At 73.3% G+C, this 25,121-nt stretch carries 21 protein-coding genes and 1 pseudogene; 20 read left to right on the plus strand and 2 right to left on the minus strand.

The features are described from left to right. Positions 1-225: 225 nt before the first annotated feature. Positions 226-879 (minus strand): SDR family oxidoreductase, encoded by a 654-nt coding sequence (locus AC3WRM_RS09180; protein WP_253026985.1) that lies wholly within the window; start codon positions 877-879, stop codon positions 226-228. A 78-nt stretch (positions 880-957) separates the two neighbouring features. Here AC3WRM_RS09180 and AC3WRM_RS09185 point away from each other — a divergent pair, with 78 nt between their 5' ends. The 6 genes from AC3WRM_RS09185 (at position 958) to AC3WRM_RS09210 (ending at position 10,077) form a co-directional block, all read left to right on the plus strand. Continuing rightward, on the plus strand, positions 958-1,935 hold the full coding sequence (locus tag AC3WRM_RS09185; protein ID WP_492248079.1) for an o-succinylbenzoate synthase: 978 nt from the start codon (positions 958-960) through the stop codon (positions 1,933-1,935). After that, complete coding sequence (menD, locus tag AC3WRM_RS09190) at positions 1,932-3,518, plus strand: 2-succinyl-5-enolpyruvyl-6-hydroxy-3-cyclohexene-1-carboxylate synthase (RefSeq protein ID WP_492248078.1); 1,587 nt, start codon at positions 1,932-1,934, stop codon at positions 3,516-3,518. The genes AC3WRM_RS09185 and menD overlap by 4 nt, the downstream gene beginning before the upstream one ends. Before the next feature lie 95 nt (positions 3,519-3,613). Then, the gene (locus AC3WRM_RS09195; RefSeq protein ID WP_492248077.1) at positions 3,614-5,242 is read left to right on the plus strand and encodes a GMC family oxidoreductase; all 1,629 of its coding nucleotides are present in this window, start codon (positions 3,614-3,616) and stop codon (positions 5,240-5,242) included. Then, positions 5,239-6,783 carry an aldehyde dehydrogenase family protein gene (locus AC3WRM_RS09200; RefSeq protein ID WP_492248076.1) on the plus strand — a complete coding sequence of 515 codons (1,545 nt, stop codon included), beginning with the start codon at positions 5,239-5,241 and terminating at the stop codon, positions 6,781-6,783. Before AC3WRM_RS09195 ends, AC3WRM_RS09200 begins: the two co-directional genes overlap by 4 nt. A 191-nt stretch (positions 6,784-6,974) precedes the next feature. Beyond that, positions 6,975-7,169, plus strand: a complete 195-nt coding sequence (locus AC3WRM_RS09205) for a hypothetical protein (RefSeq protein ID WP_492248075.1) — start codon at positions 6,975-6,977, stop codon at positions 7,167-7,169. Between the two features lie 43 nt (positions 7,170-7,212). After that, complete coding sequence (locus AC3WRM_RS09210) at positions 7,213-10,077, plus strand: helix-turn-helix transcriptional regulator (protein ID WP_492248074.1); 2,865 nt, start codon at positions 7,213-7,215, stop codon at positions 10,075-10,077. Positions 10,078-10,080: 3 nt separating this feature from the next. Here AC3WRM_RS09210 and AC3WRM_RS09215 read toward each other — a convergent pair whose 3' ends face one another. Further along, positions 10,081-11,349 carry an isochorismate synthase gene (locus tag AC3WRM_RS09215; RefSeq protein WP_492248073.1) on the minus strand — a complete coding sequence of 423 codons (1,269 nt, stop codon included), beginning with the start codon at positions 11,347-11,349 and terminating at the stop codon, positions 10,081-10,083. A 32-nt stretch (positions 11,350-11,381) separates the two neighbouring features. On the opposite strand from AC3WRM_RS09215, the gene AC3WRM_RS09220 reads away from it, so the two are divergent. The 14 genes and pseudogenes from AC3WRM_RS09220 to nuoK all read left to right on the plus strand — a co-directional run bounded on the left by AC3WRM_RS09220 (position 11,382) and on the right by nuoK (position 25,114). Then, positions 11,382-12,074, plus strand: a complete 693-nt coding sequence (locus AC3WRM_RS09220) for a demethylmenaquinone methyltransferase (RefSeq protein ID WP_492248072.1) — start codon at positions 11,382-11,384, stop codon at positions 12,072-12,074. A 119-nt stretch (positions 12,075-12,193) separates the two neighbouring features. Then, a complete protein-coding gene (locus AC3WRM_RS09225) occupies positions 12,194-13,423 on the plus strand; it encodes an MFS transporter (protein ID WP_492248071.1) in 1,230 nt (409 codons plus the stop codon). 99 nt (positions 13,424-13,522) lie between these two features. Continuing rightward, on the plus strand, positions 13,523-13,897 hold the full coding sequence (locus AC3WRM_RS09230; protein ID WP_492248070.1) for an ArsR/SmtB family transcription factor: 375 nt from the start codon (positions 13,523-13,525) through the stop codon (positions 13,895-13,897). 164 nt (positions 13,898-14,061) lie between these two features. Continuing rightward, complete coding sequence (locus AC3WRM_RS09235) at positions 14,062-14,421, plus strand: NADH-quinone oxidoreductase subunit A (RefSeq protein ID WP_067861288.1); 360 nt, start codon at positions 14,062-14,064, stop codon at positions 14,419-14,421. After that, positions 14,421-14,975, plus strand: coding sequence for a NuoB/complex I 20 kDa subunit family protein (locus AC3WRM_RS09240; protein ID WP_492248069.1), 555 nt, complete (start codon positions 14,421-14,423; stop codon positions 14,973-14,975). Before AC3WRM_RS09235 ends, AC3WRM_RS09240 begins: the two co-directional genes overlap by 1 nt. Then, on the plus strand, positions 14,975-15,745 hold the full coding sequence (locus tag AC3WRM_RS09245; RefSeq protein ID WP_492248068.1) for an NADH-quinone oxidoreductase subunit C: 771 nt from the start codon (positions 14,975-14,977) through the stop codon (positions 15,743-15,745). The genes AC3WRM_RS09240 and AC3WRM_RS09245 overlap by 1 nt, the downstream gene beginning before the upstream one ends. Positions 15,746-15,959: 214 nt before the next feature. After that, positions 15,960-17,297: an NADH-quinone oxidoreductase subunit D gene (locus tag AC3WRM_RS09250; RefSeq protein ID WP_492248067.1), complete on the plus strand. Its 1,338-nt coding sequence runs from the start codon at positions 15,960-15,962 to the stop codon at positions 17,295-17,297. Further along, positions 17,294-18,100 (plus strand): NADH-quinone oxidoreductase subunit NuoE, encoded by an 807-nt coding sequence (gene nuoE, locus AC3WRM_RS09255; protein ID WP_492248066.1) that lies wholly within the window; start codon positions 17,294-17,296, stop codon positions 18,098-18,100. Before AC3WRM_RS09250 ends, nuoE begins: the two co-directional genes overlap by 4 nt. Further along, positions 18,093-19,418: an NADH-quinone oxidoreductase subunit NuoF gene (nuoF, locus tag AC3WRM_RS09260; RefSeq protein WP_492248065.1), complete on the plus strand. Its 1,326-nt coding sequence runs from the start codon at positions 18,093-18,095 to the stop codon at positions 19,416-19,418. Before nuoE ends, nuoF begins: the two co-directional genes overlap by 8 nt. After that, positions 19,415-21,892, plus strand: a complete 2,478-nt coding sequence (locus AC3WRM_RS09265; protein WP_492248064.1) for an NADH-quinone oxidoreductase subunit G — start codon at positions 19,415-19,417, stop codon at positions 21,890-21,892. Before nuoF ends, AC3WRM_RS09265 begins: the two co-directional genes overlap by 4 nt. 172 nt (positions 21,893-22,064) lie before the next feature. Further along, positions 22,065-23,336, plus strand: coding sequence for an NADH-quinone oxidoreductase subunit NuoH (gene nuoH, locus AC3WRM_RS09270; RefSeq protein WP_492248063.1), 1,272 nt, complete (start codon positions 22,065-22,067; stop codon positions 23,334-23,336). Beyond that, complete coding sequence (nuoI, locus tag AC3WRM_RS09275; RefSeq protein WP_492248062.1) at positions 23,333-23,920, plus strand: NADH-quinone oxidoreductase subunit NuoI; 588 nt, start codon at positions 23,333-23,335, stop codon at positions 23,918-23,920. Before nuoH ends, nuoI begins: the two co-directional genes overlap by 4 nt. 73 nt (positions 23,921-23,993) lie before the next feature. Next, positions 23,994-24,824: pseudogene (locus AC3WRM_RS09280) on the plus strand (NADH-quinone oxidoreductase subunit J); the annotation flags it as partial. After that, the gene (gene nuoK, locus AC3WRM_RS09285; protein WP_492248061.1) at positions 24,821-25,114 is read left to right on the plus strand and encodes an NADH-quinone oxidoreductase subunit NuoK; all 294 of its coding nucleotides are present in this window, start codon (positions 24,821-24,823) and stop codon (positions 25,112-25,114) included. The pseudogene AC3WRM_RS09280 and the gene nuoK, both read left to right, overlap by 4 nt. Positions 25,115-25,121: the final 7 nt, after the last annotated feature.

Consider the following 25,121-nt stretch of genomic DNA (forward strand, 5'->3'; position numbering starts at 1 on the left):
TGACTCCCCACCCCAGCGCTGAGGTGGGACGAGCCCTTGGGGTGGGGGAGACGGCCCTCCGAGGATGTCCGGAGCCGTCCTCCAGGCGCTGTGTCCGGCGCGCCGCGACGTGCCTCGTCCGTTGGCTCTGGATGAATCCCCCCAACCCCAAGGGAACTCCCCCACGCAGCGCTGCGTGGGGGAGTCAGACTTTGAGTTGGGCCCAACCCAAAAGGGGGGAGGGGGTCAGGCGGAGGCGACGGCCTCGTCGACGGGGGTCTCGCCGGTGACGAGGTCCCACTGACGGCCGATGCCGGCGCCGGTGTGGAGGATCTCGGCGAGCACGGCGGCGACGTCGGCACGCGGGACCTCGCCGCGGGCCACGGAGTCGCCGAGCGTCACGGTGCCCCGCGCAGGGTCGTCGGTGAGCTTGCCGGGGCGGACGATCGTCCAGTCCAGGCCGCTCTCGCGGAGCGCGACGTCGGCGTCGCGCTTGGCCTCGACGTAGGCGCGCCACACGTCGTCGGTGTCCTCGGGGAGCGGCAGGTCGACACCGATCGCGGAGACCTGCACGAAACGACGGATGCCCGCGATCCGGGCGCCCTCGACCGACTTCAGCGAGCCCTCGAGGTCGACGGCCCGCTTGCGGCCGATGTTGCCGTCCGGTCCGCCACCGGCGGCGAAGACGACCGCGTCACAGCCGTCGAACACGGACGCGAACGCGTCGGCGTCCTGCTGCTCGATGTCGAGCCGGCGCGCCGTGGCCCCCCGCTGCTCGACGTCGCTCGTGTGCGCGTCGTTGCGGATGAGCGCGACGACGTCGTGGTCGCGTGCGCGGAGCTGCTCGATGAGGTGGAGGGCGATCTGTCCGTGGCCCCCGACGATGGCGATGGTCGACATACGTCCACCGTGGCACGGCGCACCTGACGTCGCAGTCCGGCCCCGGGGCGTTGTGCGCGACCTCACCCGCAGGCCCCGATGCTGCCGCGCCGCTACCCTCGGCAGGTGCACACGTTCGCGATCGGCATGCCCGTCCGGTTCCGCGGCATCCGCCGACGCGAGGGTCTGCTCGTGCGCGGCGCCGCAGGGTGGGGCGAGTTCAGCCCGTTCCTCGACTACGACGACGTGGAGTGCGTGCCGTGGCTGCGCGCCGCCCTGGAGGCCGCCCACGACGGCTGGCCCGAGCCCGTCCGCGACCGGGTGCCCGTGAACGCGACCGTGCCGGCCGTCGGCCCCGAGCAGGCCGCGCAGATCGTCCGGTCCTCGGGCGCCGCGACCGCCAAGGTCAAGGTCGCCGAGCGCGGTCAGACGCTGGCCGACGACGTCGCACGCGTCGAGGCCGTCCGCGACGTCCTGGGGACCGACGGTCGGGTGCGGGTCGACGCGAACGGCGGGTGGTCCGTCGACGACGCGGTCGCCGCCGTCAAGGCCCTCGACGCCGTCGGGACGCTCGAGTACGTCGAGCAGCCGTGCGCCACGGTGGAGGAGCTTGCGCTGGTCCGACGTCGGGTCGACGTGCCCGTGGCCGCCGACGAGTCGATCCGTCGCGCCGCCGACCCCTACCGCGTCCGCGACCTCGAGGCCGCCGACGTCGCCGTGCTCAAGGTCCAGCCGCTCGGCGGGGTGCGCGCGTGCCTGCGGGTGGCCGAGGAGATCGGCCTGCCCGTCGTCGTCTCGAGCGCGGTCGAGTCGTCGGTGGGCCTGGCCGCTGGCGTCGCCCTCGCGGCGGCCCTGCCCGAGCTGCCCTACGCGTGCGGCCTCGGCACGACGTCGCTGCTGGGCGGCGACGTCACGAGCACCCCGCTGCACCCCGTCGACGGCTGGCTCCCCGTGCGACCGGTCGAGGTCGACGAGGTCGCGCTGGCCGAGGTCGCCGCCGACGCCGCGACCGACGCCGCCTGGCGCACCAGGTTCGAGCGCGTCGACGCCCTGCTCCGGTCGCAGGCCGGCGGATGAGCGCCACCGGCACGGCGCACCGGCTCCTGCGGATCCTCGTGGAGCACGGCGTCACCGATGCGGTGCTCTCGCCCGGCTCGCGGTCCGCGCCGGTCGCTCTCGCGCTCCGCGCCGCCGACGCCGCCGGACTGCTCCGGCTGCACGTGCGCGTCGACGAGCGGGAGGCCGGGTTCCTGGCGCTCGGCCTGTCCCGGACGTCGCACCGGCTCGTCCCCGTCGTCACGACGTCGGGCACCGCGGTCGCGAACCTGCACCCCGCGATGCTCGAGGCGCTGCACGCGGGCGTCGGCGTGCTGGCCGTGACCGCCGACCGTCCGGCGAGGCTGCGCGGCACGGGCGCCAACCAGACCACGGTGCAGCCCGGCATCTTCCCCGGCGTCCGCGCCGTGCAGGCGGTCGGCGACGTCGCCACCCTGCCCGCCGACGCTCCCGCCCACCTCAACCTCGAGCTCGACGAGCCGCTGGTGGAGCCCGGGACCGACTGGACCGCCGGGCTCGTCGCCCTCCCGGTGGCCGGGCACACGCGCCGCATCCCGGACGGGCCGCCGCTCGTCCTCGACCCCGGTCCCCGCACCGTCGTGCTCGCGGGCGACGAGTCCGGTGCCCGCGCCCGCGTGCTCGCCCGCGACGCCGGCTGGCCGCTGCTCGCCGAGCCGACGTCGGGGTCGCGCACGGGCGGTGCGCTGTCCACGTACCGGCTCCTGCTCGGCCACGAGCCCCTGGCCGGGCGCGTCGAGCGCGTGGTGTCGTTCGGCCACCCGACGCTGAGCCGCCCGGTCACGCGGCTGCTGGCGCGCGCCGACGTCGACGTCGTGCACGTGGGCACGCAGGCCACGTTCCCGGTGCCCGCCGGGGAGAGCGTCACCTTCACCGACGAGGTCGCGGCGGACGGCGTCGCCGACCCCGCCTGGCTGCAGGAGTGGACGGACGCCGACACCCGCGTGCAGCGCGGCGTCGACGCTCTGCTCGCGGCGCACCCCGACAGCGGCCTCGCCGTCGCGCGCGTCGTCGCCGAGGCCCTCCCTCCCGGCGGGCTGCTCGTCGTGGGCGCGTCGCAGCCGATCCGCGACCTCGACGTCGTCGCGCGGCCCTGGGCCGTGGGGGAGCGTCGCTACGTCGTGGCCAACCGCGGCCTCGCCGGCATCGACGGCACCGTCTCGACCGCCGTCGGCGCGGCGCTCGCGCGCGACTCGAGCCGGGCGCTGGCGCTCATGGGCGACCTGACCTTCCTGCACGGCAGCAACGGCCTGCTGGTGGGCCCTGACGAGCCGCGGCCCGACCTCACGGTCGTGGTGGTCAACGACGACGGCGGTGCCATCTTCTCCACGCTGGAGCAGGGCGGACCGGAGCACGCCGACGCGTTCGAGCGCGTCTTCGCGACGCCGACCGGCGCTGACCTCGGGGCCCTGTGCGCCGGCTACCGCGTGCCGCACCGACGGGTCGACCCTGCCGGCCTCGCGGACGCCCTCGCCTCGCCCGTCGGGGGGATCGAGGTGGTCGAGGTGGTGCTGCGCCGCGACGACCGTCGTGCCCTCGACGCGGCGCTGCGCTCGGCGACCGCGGCCGCGCTCGCCGAGGACTGACGGCCGCCGTGGCTGCGCCGACCGACGACGTCCAGCAGTCGAGAAACCGTGACAGTCCTGGTGGCAGTGACCGTGCCGACGGTACGGTGAGTGGCGTGCGTCACGTGCGCGCCGACGAGAGGACGGGCATGGGGATCGAGACCTTCGACTACGTGGTGATCGGGTCGGGCAGCGGCGGCGGCGTGGTCGCCGCGCGACTCACGGAGGACCCCGACGTCCGCGTCCTGCTCCTCGAGGCGGGGCCGATGGACGACGACGACATGATCCACCTGCCGGCCGGGTTCTCGACGCTGTTCAAGACGTCCTGGGACTGGGGCTACCAGACCACGCCGCAGAAGCACCTCGGCAACCGTCGGGCCGACTGGCCGCGCATGAAGGCGCTCGGCGGCTGCACGTCGATGAACGCGATGATCTACATCCGCGGCAACCACGCCGACTACGACGAGTGGCGCGACGCCTACGGCGCGGACGGCTGGGGCTACGACGACGTGCTGCCCTACTTCAAGCGCTCCGAGGGCAACCAGCGGCTGCGCAACTCCTTCCACGGCAACGACGGACCGCTGCACGTCGAGGACCGCCGCCACGACCACGAGCTGAGCCACGCGTTCGTCGAGTCGGCCGTCGCGAACGGCATGAAGCGCACCGACGACTTCAACGGTGCGGAGCAGGAGGGTGCGGGGCTCTACCAGGTCACGTGCCGCAAGGGCCGACGCTGGTCGGTCGCCGACGCCTACATCCGGCCCGCCCTGTCGCGCCCGAACCTGGTGCTGCGCACCGAGGCGTTCGTGACGTCGATCGACCTCGAGGGGAAGAAGGGTGCCAAGCGCGCGGTCGGCGTCACCTACCGGCGGGGCGCGTTCACCGAGACGGTGCGCGTGAACGCCGAGGTCGTCCTCGCGGGCGGAGCCATCAACAGCCCCCAGCTCCTCATGCTGTCGGGCATCGGCCCCACCGCGCACCTGAAGGACCACGGCATCGACGTCCAGGTCGACCTGCCCGGCGTCGGGCAGAACCTGCAGGACCACCCGGTCTCCGGCGTCCTGGCGCACACCCAGGGCACGACCGACCTCGCCGCGTCGCTCAACCTGCCGCAGCTGCTGAAGGCCCAGAAGCTCGGCCGCGGCCCGCTCACGTCGAACGTCGCCGAGGCCGGCGCGTTCTTCACCTCCCGCGACGACCTCGACCTGCCCGACCTGCAGTTCCACTTCGCGCCCACCGGCTTCTGGGACAACGGCCTGCACGAGCCCACGCAACCGGCCCTGACGCTCGCCGCGACGCTCGTGCGCGTGCAGAGCCGGGGGCACGTGCGGCTCCGGTCGGCCGACCCGTCCTGGAAGCCGGAGATCGAGGCCGGCTACCTCGACGACCGCGCCGACCTCGAGGCGCTCGCGGCCGGCATCCGCCGTGCCTGCGAGATCCTCAAGGACGGTCCCCTCGCCCGGTACGTCAAGGCGCCGTGGGAGCCCGCGTCGCTCGACCCCACCGACGACCAGGTGTACGCCTCGATCAACCGGCTCTGCCAGACCCTCTACCACCCCGTCGCCACCTGCGCGATGGGCACGGGCGACGAGAGCGTCGTCGACCCGCAGCTGCGCGTGCGCGGTGTCGAGGGTCTGCGCGTCGCCGACGCCTCCGTCATGCCCGCGGTCCCGCGCGGCAACACCAACGCCCCCACGATCATGGTCGGCGAGAAGGCCGCCGACCTGCTGAAGGAGTCCCGATGACCTCGACGTTCGACCGCCACCCGTCCCCGCCGCAGACCTCGGCCTCGGTCCCCGCCGACGGGGTGGAGACCTTCGAGTCGCTCGACCCGGCCACCGGAGACCTTGTCGGCGTGCACCCGGTCGCCGGCCCGGAGGACGTCGCCCTCGCCGTCGAGCGGGCGCGCGACGCCGCCGAGTGGTGGGGCGCGCTGAGCTTCGACGAGCGCGCGGAGCACCTGCTCACGTGGCGCAGCGTCATCACCCGCCGGATCGCGCAGCTCTCGGAGCTGTCGCACCGCGAGACCGGCAAGCCGATCCCCGACGCCCAGCTCGAGATCGCGCTGGCCATCGACCACGTCGCCTGGGCCGCCAAGCACGCCAAGAAGGTGCTCGGCCCGCAGCGCGTCGCCTCCGGCCTCGTCATGGCCAACCAGAAGTCGACCGTGGAGTACAAGCCGCTCGGCGTCGTCGGCGTCATCGGCCCGTGGAACTACCCGGTCTTCACCCCGATGGGCTCGATCGCGTACGCGCTGGCGGCCGGCAACACGGTCGTGTTCAAGCCGAGCGAGTACACGCCGGGCGTCGGCGTGTGGCTCGCCGAGACCTTCGCCGAGGTGGTGGGTGGCATCCCGGTGCTGCAGGCGATCACCGGGCTCGGCGCCACGGGTGCCGCGCTGTGCACCTCCGGTGTCGACAAGCTGGCGTTCACCGGCTCGACGGCCACCGGCAAGAAGGTCATGGCGGCGTGCGCCGAGCGCCTGACCCCCGTCGTCATCGAGGCGGGCGGCAAGGACTCGCTCATCGTCGACGAGGACGCGAACATCGCCAAGGCCGCGGAGGCCGCGCTGTGGGGCGGCATGTCCAACGCGGGCCAGACGTGCATCGGCACCGAGCGCGTCTACGTGCACGAGAAGGTCTTCGACGCGTTCGTCGCCGAGATCACCGAGCAGGCCCAGGGGCTGCGCGCCGGCACCGACGCGGGCGCCAAGATCGGCCCGATCACGATGCCGTCGCAGGTCGACGTCATCCGGGGTCACGTCCAGGACGCGCTCGACCGCGGGGCCACGGCCGTCGTCGGCGGCGCCGACGCGGTCGGGGAGCGCTTCGTGCAGCCGACGATCCTCACGCACGTGCCCGAGACGTCGACGGCGATCACCGAGGAGACATTCGGGCCCACCCTCGCCGTCAACCCGGTCCGCGACATGGACGAGGCGGTCCGCCTCACCAACGCGGGCAGGTACGGGCTCGCCGGCGCGGTGTTCTCCAAGCGCAACGGCGTGGAGATCGCCCGGCGCATCCGCTCGGGCATGACGTCGGTCAACGGCATCATCACGTTCGCGGGCGTGCCCGGCCTCCCGTTCGGCGGCGTCGGGGAGTCGGGCTTCGGCCGTATCCACGGCCCCGACGGGCTCAGGGAGTTCACCTACGCGAAGGCGATCACGCAGCAGCGGTACGCACCGCTGCTGAACCTCACGTCGTTCAAGCGGGCCGCGAAGGACGAGAAGGGCCTGAACCTCGTCGTCACGCTGCTGCACGGCGGCAAGAAGACGCTCAAGCCGTAGTCCGGCCGGTGCCCGACGGGCACAAGCCGTAGTCCGGCCGGTGCCCGACGGGCCCGCACCGCGCTCCCGAGGGCCGGTGCGGGCCCGTCGGCGTCGGACCTGAGGTAGCGGATAGGGCATCTGCCCGATGTGGCGGCCTACCTCAGACGGCGACGGTGGAGGGGTTCCCGAGCCGCAGAAGAGGTACCGCCATGATCCTCGACCCGCCGGGCTACGTGCCCACCGAGATCGCCCTCCGCACGACGATCGCCCGCAACGCGTTCGCCGCCCAGCCGCGCCGTCCCCGCCGTCGCCGGACCCACCGTCGACTCGTGCAGTGGACGGTCCCGACCTTCCCCGACGGCACCAGGACGACCACGCGCCGGCACGCCGACGGCACCGCGTGACGTCGCGCGCCGACCATCGGCGCGCGACGGCATGATGGAGGCCGTGCACAGTCCGATCGTCGGCCGCGACGCCGTCCTCGACGAGCTCGACGGGGCGCTGGGCCTCGACGGCTCGACGCGCGGCCGTGCCGTGCTGCTCGGCGGCGACGCCGGCATCGGCAAGACGCGCGTCGTCGACGAGACCGTCGAGCGGGCGCGCGCGGCCGGGGTGCGCGTGCTCGTCGGACACTGCCTCGACCTCGGCGAGCACGTGCCGGCCTTCCAGCCCGTCGCCGACGCGCTCGCCGGCCTCGACGCGACGTCGTCGGCCGACGACGTGGTGGGGCTCGGCGAGCTCGCCACGTCGCTGCCCGCCCTCGCGGTGCTCCGGTCCGGCGGCGTGGGCGAGGACGACGGCGACCGGCTGCGTGCCGACGTCGTCGCGGCGGTCGCGCGCACGCTCGAGCACCTCGCGGCCGCGGGGCCCGTGCTGCTCGTCCTGGAGGACCTGCACTGGGCCGACGCCTCCACGCGTCACCTCGTCCGCTACCTGCTCGGCCGTCGGTTCGTTCGCCCGGTCGGGCTCCTGCTCTCCTTCCGCAGCGACGACCTGCACCGTCGGCACCCGCTGCGTCCGGCGCTCGCGGAGTGGACACGGCTGCCGTCGGTGCACCGCATCGACCTCGCGCCGCTCGACGACGCGGCCATGGCCGACCTGCTGAGGGGCCGGACGTCCCGCGACCTCACCGCGGACGGCGTCGACACGATCCTGGCTCGGGCCGAGGGCAACGCCTTCTACGCCGAGGAGCTGCTGGACGCCGGTCTGGCGGGCGGGTCGCTGCCGGAGAACCTCGCCGACCTCCTGCTCGTCCGGGTGGACCGGTTGCACGACGACGCCCGGGCGGTCGTGCGGGCGGTCGCGTGCGCGGGCGGTCCCGTCGCCGACGCGCTCCTGCGGCGCGCGCTCGAGACCGTGGGTCCGGTGGACGACGCCCTGCGCGAGGCCGTCGACCTGAAGGTGCTCGTGCCCGTCGGCGAGGCGCTGCGGTTCCGTCACGCCCTGCTGGCCGAGGCCGTGCTCGACGACCTGCTGCCGGGGGAGCGCCGTCGGATGCACGCCGCGTTCCTGCGGGCGCTGGAGGCCGACCCCGGTCCGGTCGCCGCGGCCACCGTCGCCCTCCACGCGCACGGCGCCGGAGAGCCGGCGCTCGCCTTCGAGGCCGACCTGCGTGCGGCCGACGAGGCCCGGCGGGTTGGCGGACACGACGAGGCTGCGGGGCACCTGCAGCGCGCGCTCGCGGTCGTCGACCACGCGCCCGAGGGCCACGACGTCGTCGGTCTCGTGACGCTGACCGCCGACACCCTGCTCGCCTCCGGTCGGTTGCGGACGGCCGGTGCGCTGCTCGCCGACCACCTCGAGCGCGAGCCGCGCGGCGAGGGTCGGGCGCGGCTGCTGTACACCCAGGGGCAGATCACCTACCTCGGCGGGACCGACGCCGAGGCCGACGCGGCGAGCCGTGCCGCCCTCGCGGCGGCGGAGGACGCCTCGGTGGCCGTCCGGGCGCGCGTGGAGTCGTTGCGCGCCCAGGTGGCGTCGACGCTCGGCCTGCTCGACGAGTCGCTCGAACGCGCGGAGACGGCGCTGCGGCTGGCCGAGCAGGCCGGTGACGACCAGACGGTGGCCGAGGCCCAGACCACGCTGCTGCGGGTGCTCGCGCGCACCGGCGCGGACACCGCGGGCACGCGCGAGGGGTACCTCGAGCTGGCCGAGGCGGCGCGGGTCCGGGGCGACGTCCACGGCGAGCTGCGGACGTGGCACCACCTGGCCTTCTCGCACTTCAACGCCGGCGAGCTCGACCGCGCCGACCACTACTTCCGGGTCTGTCTCGAGCGTGGCCGGGCCACCGGTCGTCCCTGGGCGCCCTACGGCTTCGACGGCCGCTTCTTCGCCGCGCTCGTGGCCTACCTGCGGGGCGACTGGGAGGAGGTCGCGGTCCTCGCCCGGGACCTCCGGGGGGCGACGCGGCTCGCCCGTGCCTGCCTGCAGGCCGTCGGGATGCTCGTGGCAGCAGGGCGTGGGATGCCCGTACCGGCCGACGTCGTCACGTCGGTGCGGGCGCGGTGGGACCTCGACCTCGCCCTTGCCGTGCACAGCGGCACCGCCCTCGTCGACGCCGCGGCCGACGCGCACGGCGCGATCCAGGCCCACGACGAGCTGGTCGCCACGCTCGACGCGGTCTGGCGCGACCACCTCGGGCCGCAGCGGCTGCGCCTCGGCGGGCTGCTGGTGGGACGTCTCGCCGGCGCGGCGGCCACGAGCGGCGCCGCGGACCGTCGGCTCTTCCTCGAGGCTGCCGACGCCGCGCTCGTCGCGGCCGAGGAGGCGGCGGCCCTGGCGCCGCAGCTGGGACCGGAGGGCAGGGCGTGGCTCGTGCGCCTCCGGGCGGAGCGGCTGCGGCTGCGGTGGCTGGCCGACGTCGACGTCGACGGCACGGTCCTCGAGCGCCTCTGGCGGGAGACGGTCGAGGCGTTCGACGCCTACGGCGAGGTCTACGAGCAGGCGCGGTCGCAGGTCCGGCTGGCGCAGGTGCTGCTCGCGTCGGGGAGGCGCGAGGAGGCGGTGCCGCTCGTGGCCGAGGCCAGGGCGACGGCGCAGCGGCTCGGGGCCCAGCCTCTCCTCGACGAGGCGGCGGCCCTCGTGCCGGAGCGGTCGGAGGTCCGTGCCGCGGCGCACGCCGTCGCACTCACTCCCCGCGAGCGCGAGGTGCTGTCACTCGTGGCCGAGGGGCGCACCAACGGCGAGGTCGCGGCGCGGCTGTTCATCAGCACCAAGACCGCATCGGTCCACGTGTCCCACATCCTCGCCAAGCTGGGTGCATCGTCGCGCACGGAGGCGGCGGCCGTGGCCCGTCGCGACGGGCTGCTCTGAGCCTCAGGCGAGGGCGTCGCGCACGGGGACGAGCTTGGCCTGGCTCTCGGCCAGCTCGTCGGCCGGCACGGAGTCGGCGACGATGCCGCAGCCCGCGAACAGGCGCACGCGGCGGCCCTCGTCCTCCAGCTGCGCCGACCGCAGGCCGATGCCCCACTCGCCGTCGCCCTCGGCGCCGATCCAGCCGACCGGCCCGGCGTAGCGCCCGCGGTCGAGCCCCTCGATCTCGGCGATGAGCGCGACGGCGGCCTCGGTGGGGGTGCCGCCGACCGCCGCCGACGGGTGGAGCGCGGCCACGAGGTTCAGCGCGCTCGCGTCGCCGCGCAGCACGGCGGTGACGTCGGTGGCCAGGTGCATGACGTTCGGCAGGTGCAGCACGAACGGCGCGTCGGGCACGTTGGTGCTCGAGCAGTGCGGGGCGAGCGCCTCGGCGACCGAGCGGACGGCGTACTCGTGCTCCTCGAGGTCCTTGCTGGACCGCGCCAGCGACGCCGCGAGCGCGAGGTCGCGGGTGTCGTCGCCCGTGCGGCGGATCGTGCCGGCCAGGACACGCGACGTCACCAGCCCGCGCTCGAGACGCACCAGCATCTCCGGCGTGGACCCGAAGAAGCCGTCGACGTGGAACGTCCAGCACCCGGGGTAGTCGCGGGCCAGTCGGCGCAGCGGCGAGCGGACGTCGAGCGGCGCGTCGAGCTCGGCGACGAGGTCGCGGGCGAGGACCACCTTGTCGAGCTGTCCTGCGGAGATGCGGCGCACCGCCTCGGCCACGACGTCCTGCCACGCGTCGCTGTCGACCGATCCGTCGACGAGCTCCACGCCGTGCGGGTGCTGGGGCGGGTCCGCGGGCGCGAGCGACGGCGGCGACGAGATCGACGTGCCCACGACCGTGACCCAGCTGCGGCCGTCGCGGCGGCCCACGACCACCTCGGGCACGACGAGGCTGCTGCCGCGACCGTCGTCGGCGAACGCGAAGCTGCCGAACGCGACCAGCCCGCTGCCGGGCACGTGCACCTCGTCGCGCGTGACGCTGTGCCGCGTGACCTCGCGCCACCAGCGGTGCGCACGGTCGAACCGGTCGGGTCCGTCGACGGACAGCGACGCGGCACGGCCCCAGCCCACCAGCCCGTCACCGTGGTGCACCCAGGCGACTGCGTCGGTGTCGCGGTGCAGCAGCGCGAGCAGCGGACCCGGGTCGTCGACCTCGACGGTGCGGGCGACGAGCGGCGACGGCAGGGGGGTCGCCGCAGCGGCCACGGGGGGAGGGCTCGTCACCCGATCGAGCCTACTCGTGGGACGCTTGCGGGGTGAGCCGAGCCGGACTGGACAAGGAGCCCCGCGACGTCGCGCGCATGTTCGACACCGTCGCCCAGCGCTACGACGTGACGAACGACGTCCTGTCCCTCGGCCAGGACCGACGCTGGCGTCGCAGGGTCGTCGACCTCGTCGCCCCGAAGCCGGGCGAGCGCATCCTCGACCTCGCGGCCGGCACCGGGACCTCCAGCGACCCGTTCCGCGAGGCGGGCGCCACCGTCGTGCCCTGCGACTTCTCCCTCGGCATGCTGCAGGAGGGCCGCAGGCGGTTCTCGCACCTGCCGTTCGTGGCCGGTGACGGGATGCGTCTGCCGTTCGCCGACGCCTCCTTCGACGCGGTCACGATCTCCTTCGGGCTGCGCAACATCCACGACCCGCTGCAGGGTCTGCGCGAGCTGCGTCGCGTGACCCGGCCGGGCGGTCGGATCGTCGTGTGCGAGTTCTCCACGCCGACGTGGGAGCCGTTCGCGGCGGTCTACTCGAACTACCTGATGCGTGCGCTGCCGTCGATCGCGCGCCGCACGTCGTCGAACCCGGAGTCGTACGTGTACCTGGCGGAGTCGATCCGCGCCTGGCCCGACCAGAAGGGCCTCGCCCTGCGCATGGTCGAGGCGGGCTGGGGTCGGGTCGAGTGGCACAACCTCTCGGGCGGCATCGTCGCCCTGCACCACTCCTTCCGTCCCTGAGGCCCGCACGGGGGTGGCAGACCCACCGCTGACGGAGGTGCGTCGGCCGCCGGCCTGGCGCCGCTGGGTCATGACCACCGGTCACTTGCACATGTGCGCGGATGTGCACACAATGAACTGTGCTCACGACGCTGCGTCACCACCCGCGCTACGCCCGGCTCTTCGCCGCCCAGCTGAGCGGTCTGCTCGGCACGGGCGTGCTGACCGTCGCGCTGGCGCTGCTCGCCGCCGACCTCGCGGGACCCCGGGCGGCCGGGGTGCTGGCGACGGCGATGACGGTCAAGATCGGCGCCTACGTCGTGCTGTCGCCCTGGATCGCGCGGCTGACCGCCGGATGGGCGCCGGTGCGCGTGCTGGTGGGTGCCGACGTCGTGCGCGTCGCGGTCGCGGCGTCGCTGCCGCTCGTCGACGCCACCTGGCAGGTCTACGTGCTCGTCCTGGTGCTGCAGGCCGCGTCCGCCGGATTCACGCCCGCCTACCAGGCACTGCTGCCACGGGTGCTGCCCGAGGAGGACGACTACCGCCAGGCGCTGTCGCTGTCGAGGGTCGCGTACGACGCGGAGGCGGTGGTGAGTCCTGCCCTCGCCGCGCTGGCGCTCGTGCTGGTCGACGCCCGTTCGCTGTTCCTGCTGTCCGCGGTCGGGTTCGTCGGCTCGCTGGCCTGGGTGCTGGCGGCGCGGCCGCCCGCCGCGGCCCCGTCGGCGGGGGAGCGGGAGGACCGCAGTGGCGGGTTCGTAGCGTTCGTGCGGGTGCCCGACCTGCGGCGGCTGCTCCTGCTGGACCTCGTCGCCGCCTGCGCCTACGCGTCGGCCCTCGTCCTCACCGCGACGCTGGTCGCGGACGTGGGGTGGGGCGAGCCCCAGGTCGGTGTGGTGCTCGCCGTGTTCGGCGCCGGGTCAGTGGTCGGCGCGGTGCTCGTCTCCCGCTGGGCAGGGGCGCCGTGGGGGCCGATGTGCTGCGGCGCGGGTGTCGTGGCCGTGACGCTGCTCGCCGCCTCCGTGGTCGGTGACGCCGGTGCGGGCCTCGTCGTCACGTGGGCCGTCCTCGGCCTGGGGTCGTCGCTGGTCCTCACGCCGTCCGGGCAGGTGCTGCGGGCGCAGGGGGAGGGGCGACGGCTGACGCTCCTCTTCGCAGGACACTTCGCCTGGTCGCACGCCTGCTACCTGCTCACCTACCCCCTCGCCGGGCTCGTGGCCGTGCGCGCGACGCCGGACGTCGCCCTCGCCGTCCTGGGCGGCCTCGCCCTCGTCGCCTCCTTCGCCGCGCTGCACCCCCACCCCGCCCCCGCCCGCCGGTTGACGTGGGGCCCCACGCAAACCGGCTCCCCCCACCGCAAACATGCGGCCTGAGCGCGCGTTTGGGTGGGGCCCCACGTAAACGCGCACGGGCGGGAGGGTGCGACCGGCGCGCCGACCCCTCGGCGACCCCGGCTGCGACACAATGACGACGTGAGCGACGGCGGCGTGGGCGGACGGGCGATCAGGCCTGCGCCGAGCCTGCGTCACGACGTCGAGCCCACGGCCGAGCGACTGGCCGAGGCGTCGGAGGTGTTCGGCCTGCTGGCCGACCGCACCCGGCTGCACCTCCTGTGGGTGCTCGCGCGCGAGGACGCCGACGTGACCACGCTCGCCGACACGGTCGGCGCGAGCCGCACCTCGGTGAGCCAGCACCTCGCGAAGCTGCGCCTGGCCGGACTCGTCGAGGCGCACCGGGAGGGCCGCCGCGTGCGGTACACCCTCGTCGGCGGGCACCTGCGTCGCCTCCTCCTCGAGGCCCTGGGACACGCCGACCACGTGGTCACCGGCGAGCCGCACCACGTCTGACCTGCGCGGACACCACCTCGAACTGCCTCGCGACGCGACTTAGTGTGACCTCAGTTACACGCGCCCCTCGCCGGGCGTAGAGTGAGGCGCAGGTCACGTTGTGAAGTGGTTCACAAGGTCACGACCTCGGGAAGACCCCACGCCCACGCATGCTGGAGGTGACGGTGAACGAGTACACACCGGTCCTCGTCCTGGGTGCCCTCGCGGCCGGGTTCGCCGTGTTCAGCATCGCCATCGCGCCGCTCACCGGCCCGAAGCGGTACAACCGCGCCAAGCTCGACCGCTACGAGTCCGGCATCGAGCCCAGCCCGCTCCCCGACGGCGGCGGCAAGGTCAGCGTCAAGTACTTCTTCACCGCGATGATGTTCATCGTCTTCGACATCGAGATCGTCTTCCTCTACCCCTTCGCCGTCGCCTTCGACCAGATGAGCTGGTTCGCCGTGTTCGCGATCCTGCTCTTCCTCGTCAACGTCACGATCGCGTACGCCTACGAGTGGCGCCGCGGTGGAATGGAGTGGACCTGATGGGTCTCGAGGAGAAGCTGCCCAGCGGTGTCCTGCTCTCGACGGTCGAGGGCCTCGCCGGCTACATGCGCAAGGCGTCGTTCTGGCCCGCCACGTTCGGGCTCGCCTGCTGCGCCATCGAGATGATGACCTTCGGCGCCCCCCGGTTCGACTCCTCGCGCTTCGGCATGGAGGTCTTCCGCCCCAGCCCCCGCCAGGCCGACCTGATGATCGTCGCCGGTCGCGTGAGCAACAAGATGGCGCCGGTGCTGCGCCAGATCTACGACCAGATGGCCGAGCCCAAGTACGTGCTCGCCATGGGCGTCTGCGCCAGCTCCGGCGGCATGTTCAACAACTACGCGATCGTCCAGGGCGTCGACCACGTCGTCCCCGTCGACATGTACCTCCCCGGCTGCCCGCCCCGCCCCGAGATGCTCATCGACGCGATCCTCAAGCTCCACGACAAGATCCAGCACACCACGCTCGGCGCGCACCGTCTCGAGGAGATCCGCACCGACGAGGCCGCCGCGCTCGCGGCCACGCCGACGTCGGCCATGAAGGGCCTGATGCGCTGATGGCCGACGACAAGACCCGCACCGTCGACGACCACACCACCACGCAGGACCGGTCCCACGACCCCGTCCCCGCCGGTGACGCGCCCGTCGTCCCCGCAGGCACCGAGACCTTCGAGGTCGTCGACGTCCGTCGGGGCATGTTCGGCGTGCACGGCACCGGCGACACGAGCGGCTACGGCGGCGTCACCCGCCCCGTCGCGATGCCGCCCGCCTCCCAGGCCCCCTTCGGCCCCGGCGACGGACCCGGCTGGTTCGACGACGTGCACGACCGCCTCGCCACGCTCGCCGACGGCACGGACGCCATCGAGCGCGTCGTGGTCGACCGCGGCGAGATCACCTTCGTCGTCCGGCGCGAGACGCTGCTCGACGTCGTCCGACACCTGCGCGACGACGCCGCCCTCCGCTTCGAGCTGTGCAGCAGCCTCTCCGCCGTGCACTTCCCGCACGAGACGGGCCGCGAGCTGCACGTCGTGCTGCACCTGCTCTCCATGACGCACCGACGACGTATCCGCGTCGAGACCACGTGCCCCGACGCCGACCCGCACGTGCCCAGCGTCGTCGCCGTCTACCCGACCGCCGACTGGCAGGAGCGGGAGGCCTACGACATGTTCGGCGTCGTCTTCGACGGCCACCCCGCCCTCACCCGCATCCTCATGCCCGACGACTGGCAGGGCCACCCCCAGCGCAAGGACTATCCCCTGGGCGGCATCCCGGTCGAGTACAAGGGCGGTACGGTCCCGAGCCCCGACCAGCGCAGGAGCTACTCGTGAGTGGCTTCCAGCGTCGGTGCGGAGTGGTCTCGCTCCGTCGCGGCTACGCCCCTCGTGCGACGGCTCCATGCCACGACGAGCTCGCTGGCGCTCGCCGTCTCCGCTACTCGACCAGCGGGACCTGGCGCCGGTCGAGTAGGCCAGTCGGCGACGGAGGAGCGCGGCTGGCCGTATCGAGACCACTCGGCAACGGACCAGCGAGGAGGGAGGCACGATGACCGACACGACCTACGACGCGTACGCCGGCACGAGCGAGTCGACGTCCGGGCCCGTCTTCACCGTCACCGGGCAGGACTGGGACACCGTCGACGCCTCGGCCGTCGACGGCGACCGGATCGTCGTCAACATGGGTCCCCAGCACCCGTCGACGCACGGCGTGCTGCGCCTCATCCTGGAGATCGACGGCGAGACGGTGAAGGACGCCCGGCCCGGGATCGGCTACCTGCACACCGGCATCGAGAAGAACATGGAGTACCGCACCTGGACGCAGGGCGTGACCTTCTGCACCCGCATGGACTACGTAGCGCCGTTCAGCAACGAGGCCGCCTACGTCGCCGCGGTCGAGCGGCTGCTGGGTGTCGAGGACGACGTGCCCGAGCGTGCCCGGACCATCCGGGTGCTCATGCTCGAGCTCAACCGGATCAGCTCGCACCTCGTCTGCATCGCGACCGGCGGCATGGAGCTCGGCGCCCTCACCGTCATGACCTGTGGCTTCCGCGACCGCGAGCTCATCCTCGACCTCTTCGAGGCCATCTCCGGCCTGCGCATGAACCACGCCTACTTCCGACCGGGCGGCGTCGCGCAGGACCTGCCCGACGGCGCCGTGGAGCAGCTCCGCGACACCGTCGCCCTGCTGCGCAAGCGGCTCCCGGAGTACGCCGCGCTCTGCAACGCCAACCCGATCTTCAAGGGCCGGTTGAAGGGCGTCGGGCACCTCGAGCTCGACGGCTGCCTCGCCCTCGGCCTCACCGGACCCGTGCTGCGTGCCACCGGCTACGACTGGGACCTGCGGCGCACGCAGCCGTACTGGGGCTACGACACCTACGACTTCGACGTCGTCACCTGGGACGAGCCCGACGCCTACGGCCGGTTCCGCGTGCGGCTGGAGGAGATGTGGCAGTCGCTGCGCATCGTCGAGCAGGCGATCGACCGGCTCGAGGACACCGCCGGTGCGCCCGTCATGGTCGACGACCCGAAGATCGCGTGGCCGGCCCGGCTCAGCGTCGGCAGCGACGGGCAGGGCAACTCCGCCGAGCACATCCGCCACATCATGGGCGAGTCGATGGAGGCGCTCATCCACCACTTCAAGCTCGTCACCGAGGGCTTCCGGGTGCCGCCGGGCCAGGTCTACGCCGCGATCGAGGCGCCGCGCGGCGAGATCGGCTGCCACGCCGTGTCCGACGGTGGCACCCGCCCCTACCGGGTGCACTTCCGCGACCCCAGCTTCGTCAACCTGCAGGGCACGTCGATCATGAGCGAGGGCGGGATGCTGTCCGACGTCATCGTCGCCATCGCCAGCATCGACCCGGTGATGGGCGGGGTGGACCGATGAGCCAGGGCGTCATGCCGCCGCTCGACGAGGCGACGATCGCGGAGCTGCGCGAGCTGATGGGCCGCTACCCGCAGGCGCGGTCGGCGCTGCTGCCCATGCTGCACCTGGTGCAGTCGGTGCAGGGCAGCGTCACGAGCGAGGGCATCGAGACCTGCGCCGAGCTGCTGGGCCTGACCACGGCGGAGGTGTCGGGCGTCGCCACCTTCTACACGATGTACAAGCGGCGCACGATGGGCACGCATCTCGTCGGGGTCTGCACCAACACCCTCTGCGCGGTGATGGGCGGCGACGCGATCTTCGAGCGGCTGAGCGACCACCTCGACGCCGGCAACGACGAGACGACGGCCGACGGCCAGGTCACGCTCGAGCGGATCGAGTGCAACGCCGCCTGCGACTACGCGCCCGTGCTCACGGTGAACTGGGAGTTCATGGACCGACAGACGCCGGAGTCGGCCGTCGACCTCGTCGACCGGCTGCGTGCGGGCGAGCCGGTGCAGGCCTCCCGCGGTGCCACGATCACCAGCTGGCGCGACGCCGAGCGTGTGCTGGCCGGGTTCGAGGACGGCCGCGCCGACGAGGGCCCGTCCGCGGGCGACGCGTCGCTGGCCGGCCTGCGGATCGCCCAGGAGCGTGGCTGGTCGGCGCCCCCGATCCCCACGGTGGCCGACTCCGAGACCGCCGACGAGGTCGCGCGGTCGAAGGAGACAGCGGAGGCGGAGGCCGACACGCGTCGGGCCGAGGACGAGACGGTGGCCGAGGAGTCGGCCGCCGACGTGAAGGGCGGGGGTTCCGCGGATGGCTGACACGCTGACACCGGTGCTGAGCCGGGGCTGGGCCGACGAGCGCTCGTGGACGCGCGAGGCCTACGAGGCGCGCGACGGCTACAGCGCGCTGCGCACGGCCCTCGACATGGCGCCCGAGGAGATCGTCACGCTCGTGAAGGACGCCGGGCTGCGCGGCCGCGGCGGCGCCGGGTTCCCGACGGGCATGAAGTGGAGCTTCATCCCCCAGGACACTGAGTCACCGGGAGGGGGGAACCCCAAGTACCTGGTGGTCAACGCCGACGAGTCCGAGCCGGGCACCTGCAAGGACATCCCGCTCATGATGGCCAACCCGCACGAGCTGATCGAGGGCGTCGTCATCGCCAGCCTCGCCATCCGCGCGGAGCAGGCGTTCGTCTACGTGCGCGGCGAGGTGCTGCACGTCGTGCGCCGGCTGCGGGCCGCGTGCCGCGAGGCCTACGAGGCCGGCTACCTCGGCGCCGACGTGATGGGCTCCGGCCGCCGCGTCGATCTCGTCATCCACGCCGGCGCGGGTGCCTACATCTGCGGCGAGGAGACGGCGCTGCTCGACTCGCTCGAGGGGCGGCGCGGGCAGCCGCGGCTCCGGCCGCCGTTCCCCGCCGTCGAGGGCCTCTACGCCAGCCCGACCGTCATCAACAACGTCGAGTCCATCGCGTCGGTGCCGGCCATCGTGCGCGGCGGCGTCGACTGGTTCGGCTCCATGGGCACCGAGAAGTCCAAGGGCTTCACGCTCTACTCGCTGTCGGGCCACGTGAAGCGGCCCGGCCAGTACGAGGCGCCGCTCGGCATCACGCTGCGCGAGCTGCTCGACCTCGGCGGCGGCCTCCGCGACGGTGCCGAGCTGAAGTTCTGGACCCCGGGCGGCTCGTCCACGCCGATCCTCACGGCCGAGCACCTCGACGTCCCGCTCGACTACGAGGGCGTCGGCGCGGCGGGCTCCATGCTCGGCACCAAGGCGCTGCAGGTCTTCGACCAGACGACGTCGGTGGTGCGCTGCGTGCTGCGCTGGACGGAGTTCTACAAGCACGAGTCCTGCGGCAAGTGCACACCGTGCCGCGAGGGCACGTGGTGGCTGGTGCAGGTGCTGCAGCGCCTCGACGCGGGCCAGGGACGCGAGGGCGACGTCGAGCTGCTGCTCGACCTCTGCGACAACATCCTCGGCCGGTCCTTCTGCGCCCTGGGCGACGGCGCGACGAGTCCGATCACGTCAGCGATCCAGCACTTCCGCGACGAGTTCGAGGCGGGGATGCACACCCCGTCGGCGGAGCTGTTCCCGCCCGCCGCGTCCACCCTCTTCGCCGCGGAGGTGAGCGCATGACCGTCGAGGCGTCCCGCGAGACGCAGACGCCGGTCGACCTCGTCACCCTGAGCATCGACGACGTCGAGGTGAGCGTGCCGAAGGGCACGCTCGTCATCCGTGCCGCCGAGCTCGTGGGCACCGAGATCCCGCGGTTCTGCGACCACCCCCTGCTCGAGCCCGTCGGCGCGTGCCGGCAGTGCCTCGTCGAGGTGCCCGACGCGGGCAACGGACGCGGCTTCCCGAAGCCGCAGGCGTCGTGCACGCTCGAGGTCGCGCCCGGCATGGTCGTGAGGACGCAGGTGACGTCGCCGGTGGCCGAGAAGGCGCAGCACGGCACGATGGAGCTGCTGCTCGTCAACCACCCGCTCGACTGTCCCGTGTGCGACAAGGGCGGCGAGTGCCCGCTGCAGAACCAGGCGATGAGCCACGGTCGCGGGGAGAGCCGGTTCGCGGAGACCAAGCGGACGTTCCCGAAGCCGCTCGCCGTCTCCGAGCAGGTGCTGCTCGACCGCGAGCGTTGCGTGCTGTGCGCGCGCTGCACGCGGTTCTCCGAGCAGGTGGCCGGCGACCCGTTCATCGCGCTCGTCGAGCGCGGCGCCCGCCAGCAGGTCGGGATCGGACCGTCGACCGACCAGGAGGCGTTCGGCGACCGGCCCGGTGCAGACGGATCGAGCGGCGGCGCCCAGCCGTTCCACTCCTACTTCTCGGGCAACACCATCCAGATCTGCCCCGTGGGTGCGCTCACCAGCGCCGACTACCGGTTCCGCTCGCGGCCCTTCGACCTCGTCTCGACGCCGAGCGTGGCCGAGCACGACGCCTGCGGCGCCGCGATCCGCGTCGACCACCGCCGCGGCACCGTCATGCGTCGCCTCGCCGGTGACGACCCGGAGGTCAACGAGGAGTGGGTCACCGACAAGGACCGCTTCGCGTTCACCTGGAGCCGCCAGGACGACCGCCTCCGCACGCCGCTGGTGCGCGACCCCGACACCGGCGAGCTCGTGCCCGCCTCGTGGCCCGGCGCCCTCGCCGCCGCGGCGGCCGGCCTGCGGGAGGCCGCGGGCAAGGTCGGCGTGCTGCCGGGCGGTCGTCTGACCGCCGAGGACGCGTACGCCTACAGCGTGTTCGCGCGCGTGGCGCTGCGCACCAACGACATCGACTTCCGCACGCGTCCGCACTCCGTCGAGGAGGCGGCTTTCCTCGCCGCCCGCGTCGCGACGGTCCAGGACGTCGCCACGCGTGACCTCGAGACGGCGTCGACCGTGCTGCTCGTCGGCCTGGAGCCCGAGGACGAGGCTGGCACGCTGTTCCTCCGGCTGCGCAAGGGTTCGAGGCACGGCGTGCGCGTCGCGGCCGTCGCCTCGCACACCACCCGCGGGCTGGCCAAGGTCGGCGGCGAGCTGCTGACCGCACGGCCCGGTGAGGAGGCCTCGGCCCTCGACGCGATCCAGGACGGCGACGGCTCGGCCGACGTCGGGCTCGACGCCCGCTCCGTCGTGCTGCTGGGCGAGCGGCTCGCGTCGTCGCCCGGCGCGTTCAGCGCGGCGGTCCGCCTGGCCGAGCGCACCGGCGCCCGCCTCGCGTGGGTGCCGCGGCGCGCCGGCGACCGTGGCGCGGTGGAGACCGGCTGCCTGCCGACCCTGCTGCCCGGTGCCCGACCTGTCGGTGACGCCGAGGCGCGGGCCGACCTCGCGGCGGCGTGGGGCGTGCGCTCCGTGCCCGCGAAGGCCGGCCGCGACACGACGTCGATGCTTCGGGCCGCCGCCCGGGGCCAGCTGCGTGCCCTCGTGGTCGGCGGCGTCGAGGTCGACGACCTGCCCGACCCCGCCCTGGCCCGCGAGGCCCTGGCCGCCGCCGACTTCGTCGTGAGCCTCGAGGTCCGGGAGAGCGACGTGACCCGCGCCGCCGACGTCGTCCTGCCGGTGGCGCCGCCGGTCGAGAAGTCCGGGACGTTCGTCACCTGGGAGGGTCGTCTGCGGCCGTTCGGCAGGGTGCTCGACGTGCCCGGCTCGCTCACCGACGTGCGCGTGCTCGCCGGCATCGCCGAGGAGCTCGGCGCGCCGCTCGGCTTCCGCACCACCGCCGGCGCGATGCGCAGCATGGCCGACCTCGGACCGTGGGACGGCGAGCGCGTGGCGGCCCCCGACCTGGCCGCGCCCGAGGCGAAGGAGCCCCGTGGCGGTGAGGTCGTGCTCGCCACCTGGCGCCAGCTCGTCGACGACGGACGCCTGCAGGACGGCCAGGACCGCTACCGCGCCACCGCCCGCCGCGCGGTGCTCAAGGCCTCGGCCGCCACGCTCGCCGCTGCGGGCGTCGAGCCGGGAGACGTCGCCACGATCTCCACCGACCTCGGCAGCGCATCGTTCCCCACCGAGGTGGCCGACCTGCCCGACGGCGTCGTCTGGGCCCCGGGCAACAACGGCGTCCACCTGCGCGGCGCCCTGGGCGTCGACCACGGCTCCACCGTCCGCCTCACCGCCGGGGGTGCGTCGTGAGTACCAGCGTCCGCTCCGAGTGGTCTCGATACGTCGGGATCAGCTCGTCCCTCGCGATCCCGACGACTCGACCAGCGAGTCCATCCGCTGGTCGAGTAGTGCTCGCCGCGAGGGACGAGCAGGCGGGCACGTATCGAGACCACTCGGCAGCGTCCCTCGGAGGTGAGGTCCGATGAGCGAGGCGTTCGGGAACGAGGCGTTCTGGGTGGTGGCGCTGAAGGCGCTGCTGGTCTTCGTGATCCTGGTGGTCTACACGCTGTTCAACATCTGGTTCGAGCGCCGCGTGGTGGCGCGCATGCAGCACCGTGTGGGCCCCAACGTGCACGGCCCGTTCGGGCTGCTGCAGTCGCTGGCCGACGGCGTCAAGCTGGCGCTCAAGGAGGACATCGTCGTCAAGGCGGCCGACCGGGTCGTCTACGTGCTGGCCCCGATCATCGCGACGATCCCCGCCTTCCTCGCCTGGGCGGTCATCCCGTTCGGTCCGGAGGTGCGGATCCCGTTCACCGACACGGTCACGCCCCTGCAGCTCACCGACATGCCGGTCGCCGTGCTCTACGTCCTGGCCGTCACCTCCATCGGCGTCTACGGGATCGTGCTGGCCGGCTGGTCGTCGGGCTCCACCTACTCGCTGCTCGGCGGCCTGCGCTCGAGCGCCCAGGTCATCTCCTACGAGGTGGCGATGGGCCTGAGCTTCGTCACCGTGTTCCTCTACGCGGGCACGATGTCGACGAGCGAGATCGTCGCCGCGCAGGAGGACGTCTGGTACTTCCTGCCGCTGCTGCCGTCGTTCATCGTCTACGTGATCGCCATGGTCGGGGAGACGAACCGCGCCCCGTTCGACCTGCCGGAGGCCGAGGGCGAGCTGGTCGGCGGTTTCCACACCGAGTACTCGTCGCTGAAGTTCGCGCTGTTCTTCCTGGCGGAGTACATCAACATGGTCACGGTCTCCGCGATCGCGACCACCCTGTTCCTCGGCGGCTGGCGGGCGCCGTTCGGCATCGGCACGCTGTGGCCGGGCGCGAACGAGGGCTACTGGCCGGTGCTGTGGTTCCTCGGCAAGACGCTCGGCTTCATCTTCCTGTTCGTCTGGCTGCGCGGCACCCTGCCGCGCATGCGCTACGACCAGTTCATGGCCTTCGGCTGGAAGGTGCTCATCCCGATCTCGCTGGTCTGGATCGTCGCGGTCATCGTCGTCCGCAAGGGCATGACCGACGGCACCTTCGACCAGCGGACGCTCTTCGTCGCGGCGGGGGTGGCCGCCGTCGTGCTGCTGGTGAGCCTGTTCCTGCCCGAGCGCACGCGGCGCGACCCCGAGCCCTCGGCGGTCGACCCGGTCCCGCCGGAGCCGCAGGACGACGCAGGCGCCCGCTCGGGCGGAGGCGCCTACCCCACCCCGCCCATGCCCGACCAGACCTGGAACCAGAAGGAGGGCGTCCGACGATGAGCGACACCAACGGCGGAGGCAGCCTGAAGGAGACGCTGTGGGACCCGATCGCCGGCTTCGGCGTCACGTTCCGCACGATGTTTCGCAAGCCCGTCACGGAGCAGTACCCCTTCGAGAAGCGGCCCACCGCGCCGCGGTTCCACGGCCGGCACCAGCTGAACCGCTGGCCCGACGGGCTCGAGAAGTGCGTCGGCTGCGAGCTGTGCGCGTGGGCGTGCCCGGCCGACGCGATCTACGTGGAGGGCGCGTCGAACGGTCCCTCCGACGAGGACAGGTTCAGCCCGGGGGAGCGGTACGGTCGCGTCTACCAGATCAACTACCTGCGCTGCATCCTCTGCGGGCTGTGCATCGAGGCGTGCCCGACGCGCGCCCTGACGATGACCAACGAGTACGAGCTGGCCGACGACGACCGCGCCGACCTCATCTACGAGAAGTCCGATCTGCTGGCGCCGCTGCTGCCCGGCATGGTCGAGCCGCCGCACGCCATGCTGATCAGCGACGACCACCACGACTACTACGCGGGCAAGACGCTCCCGGTCGTCGAGGTCACGCACGGCAGCGCATCCACGGGGGACGGGGCATGACTGAGCGCCAGCGAAGGAAAGATCAGCACGTCATGCCGGCGCGCCCGTATCGTGCTCTTCCCACGGGGGTGTCGGCATGACCGCGTTCTGGATCGTCGCGCCCGTCGTGGTGGTGGCGGCCCTGGGGCTGCTGTTCGCCCGCAAGGCCGTGCACGCCGCGCTGAGCGTGGCGGTGGTGATGATCGGGCTGGCGGTGCTCTACGCGGCCCAGGGTGCGCCGTTCCTGTTCGCGGTGCAGATCATCGTCTACACGGGCGCGATCATGATGCTGTTCCTCTTCGTGCTCATGCTGGTCGGTGTCGAGTCGCGGGAGTCGCTGACCGAGACCATCCGTGGCCAGCGGCTGGCCGCCACGGTGGCCGGTCTGGGCTTCGGGTTCGTGCTCGTGACGGCGGTCGGGCAGACGACGCTGGGGCCGGTGACGGGGCTGCGCTCGGCGAACGAGGACGGCAACGTCTACGGCCTGGCCGCCCTGATGTTCGGCCCGTACGTGGTGGCCATGCAGCTGACCGCGGCGCTGCTGGTGACGGCGGTGCTCGGGGCCATGGTGCTGGCGCACCGCGAGGCGCTCACGCCGCGGCGCAGCCAGGCCGACATCGCCCGCGACCGCATGGCGGAGTACGCGACGACCGGGCGCCACCCCGGCAACCCGCCCACGCCCGGCGTCTTCGCCCGGCACAACGCCGTGGACACCCCCGCCCCGCTGCCCGACGGCAGCCCGGCGAAGGGCTCGGTCTCGCCGAGCATCGTGGCGCGCGGGCAGCTGCGTGACGGGTTCGACGACGACATCCACGTGGTCTCGCGGCAGCTGCGTCGCGAGGACGACGACGAGGACGGCGCCGTGGACCGGGAGCAGAACCCCCGGCGGGGGTCCGGGGCCGTGGGCCGGGAGGACAACCAGTGAACGAGTACCTGACCCTCTCGATGATCCTCTTCACCATCGGTGCCGTCGGCGTGCTGGTGCGCCGCAACGCGATCGTCGTGTTCATGTGCGTCGAGCTGATGCTGAACGCGACGAACCTCGCGCTCGTCACGTTCTCGCGCCAGCACGGCACCCTCGACGGCCAGATCGCGGCGTTCTTCGTCATGGTCGTCGCGGCGGCCGAGGTCGTGGTGGGGCTGGCGATCATCGTGTCCATCTACAGCACGCATCGGACGACCTCGGTCGACGACGCGAGCCTGCTGAAGCTCTAGGGGGCGG

It is taken from the genome of Aeromicrobium sp. EU05-FHT14F07, assembly GCF_058790455.1.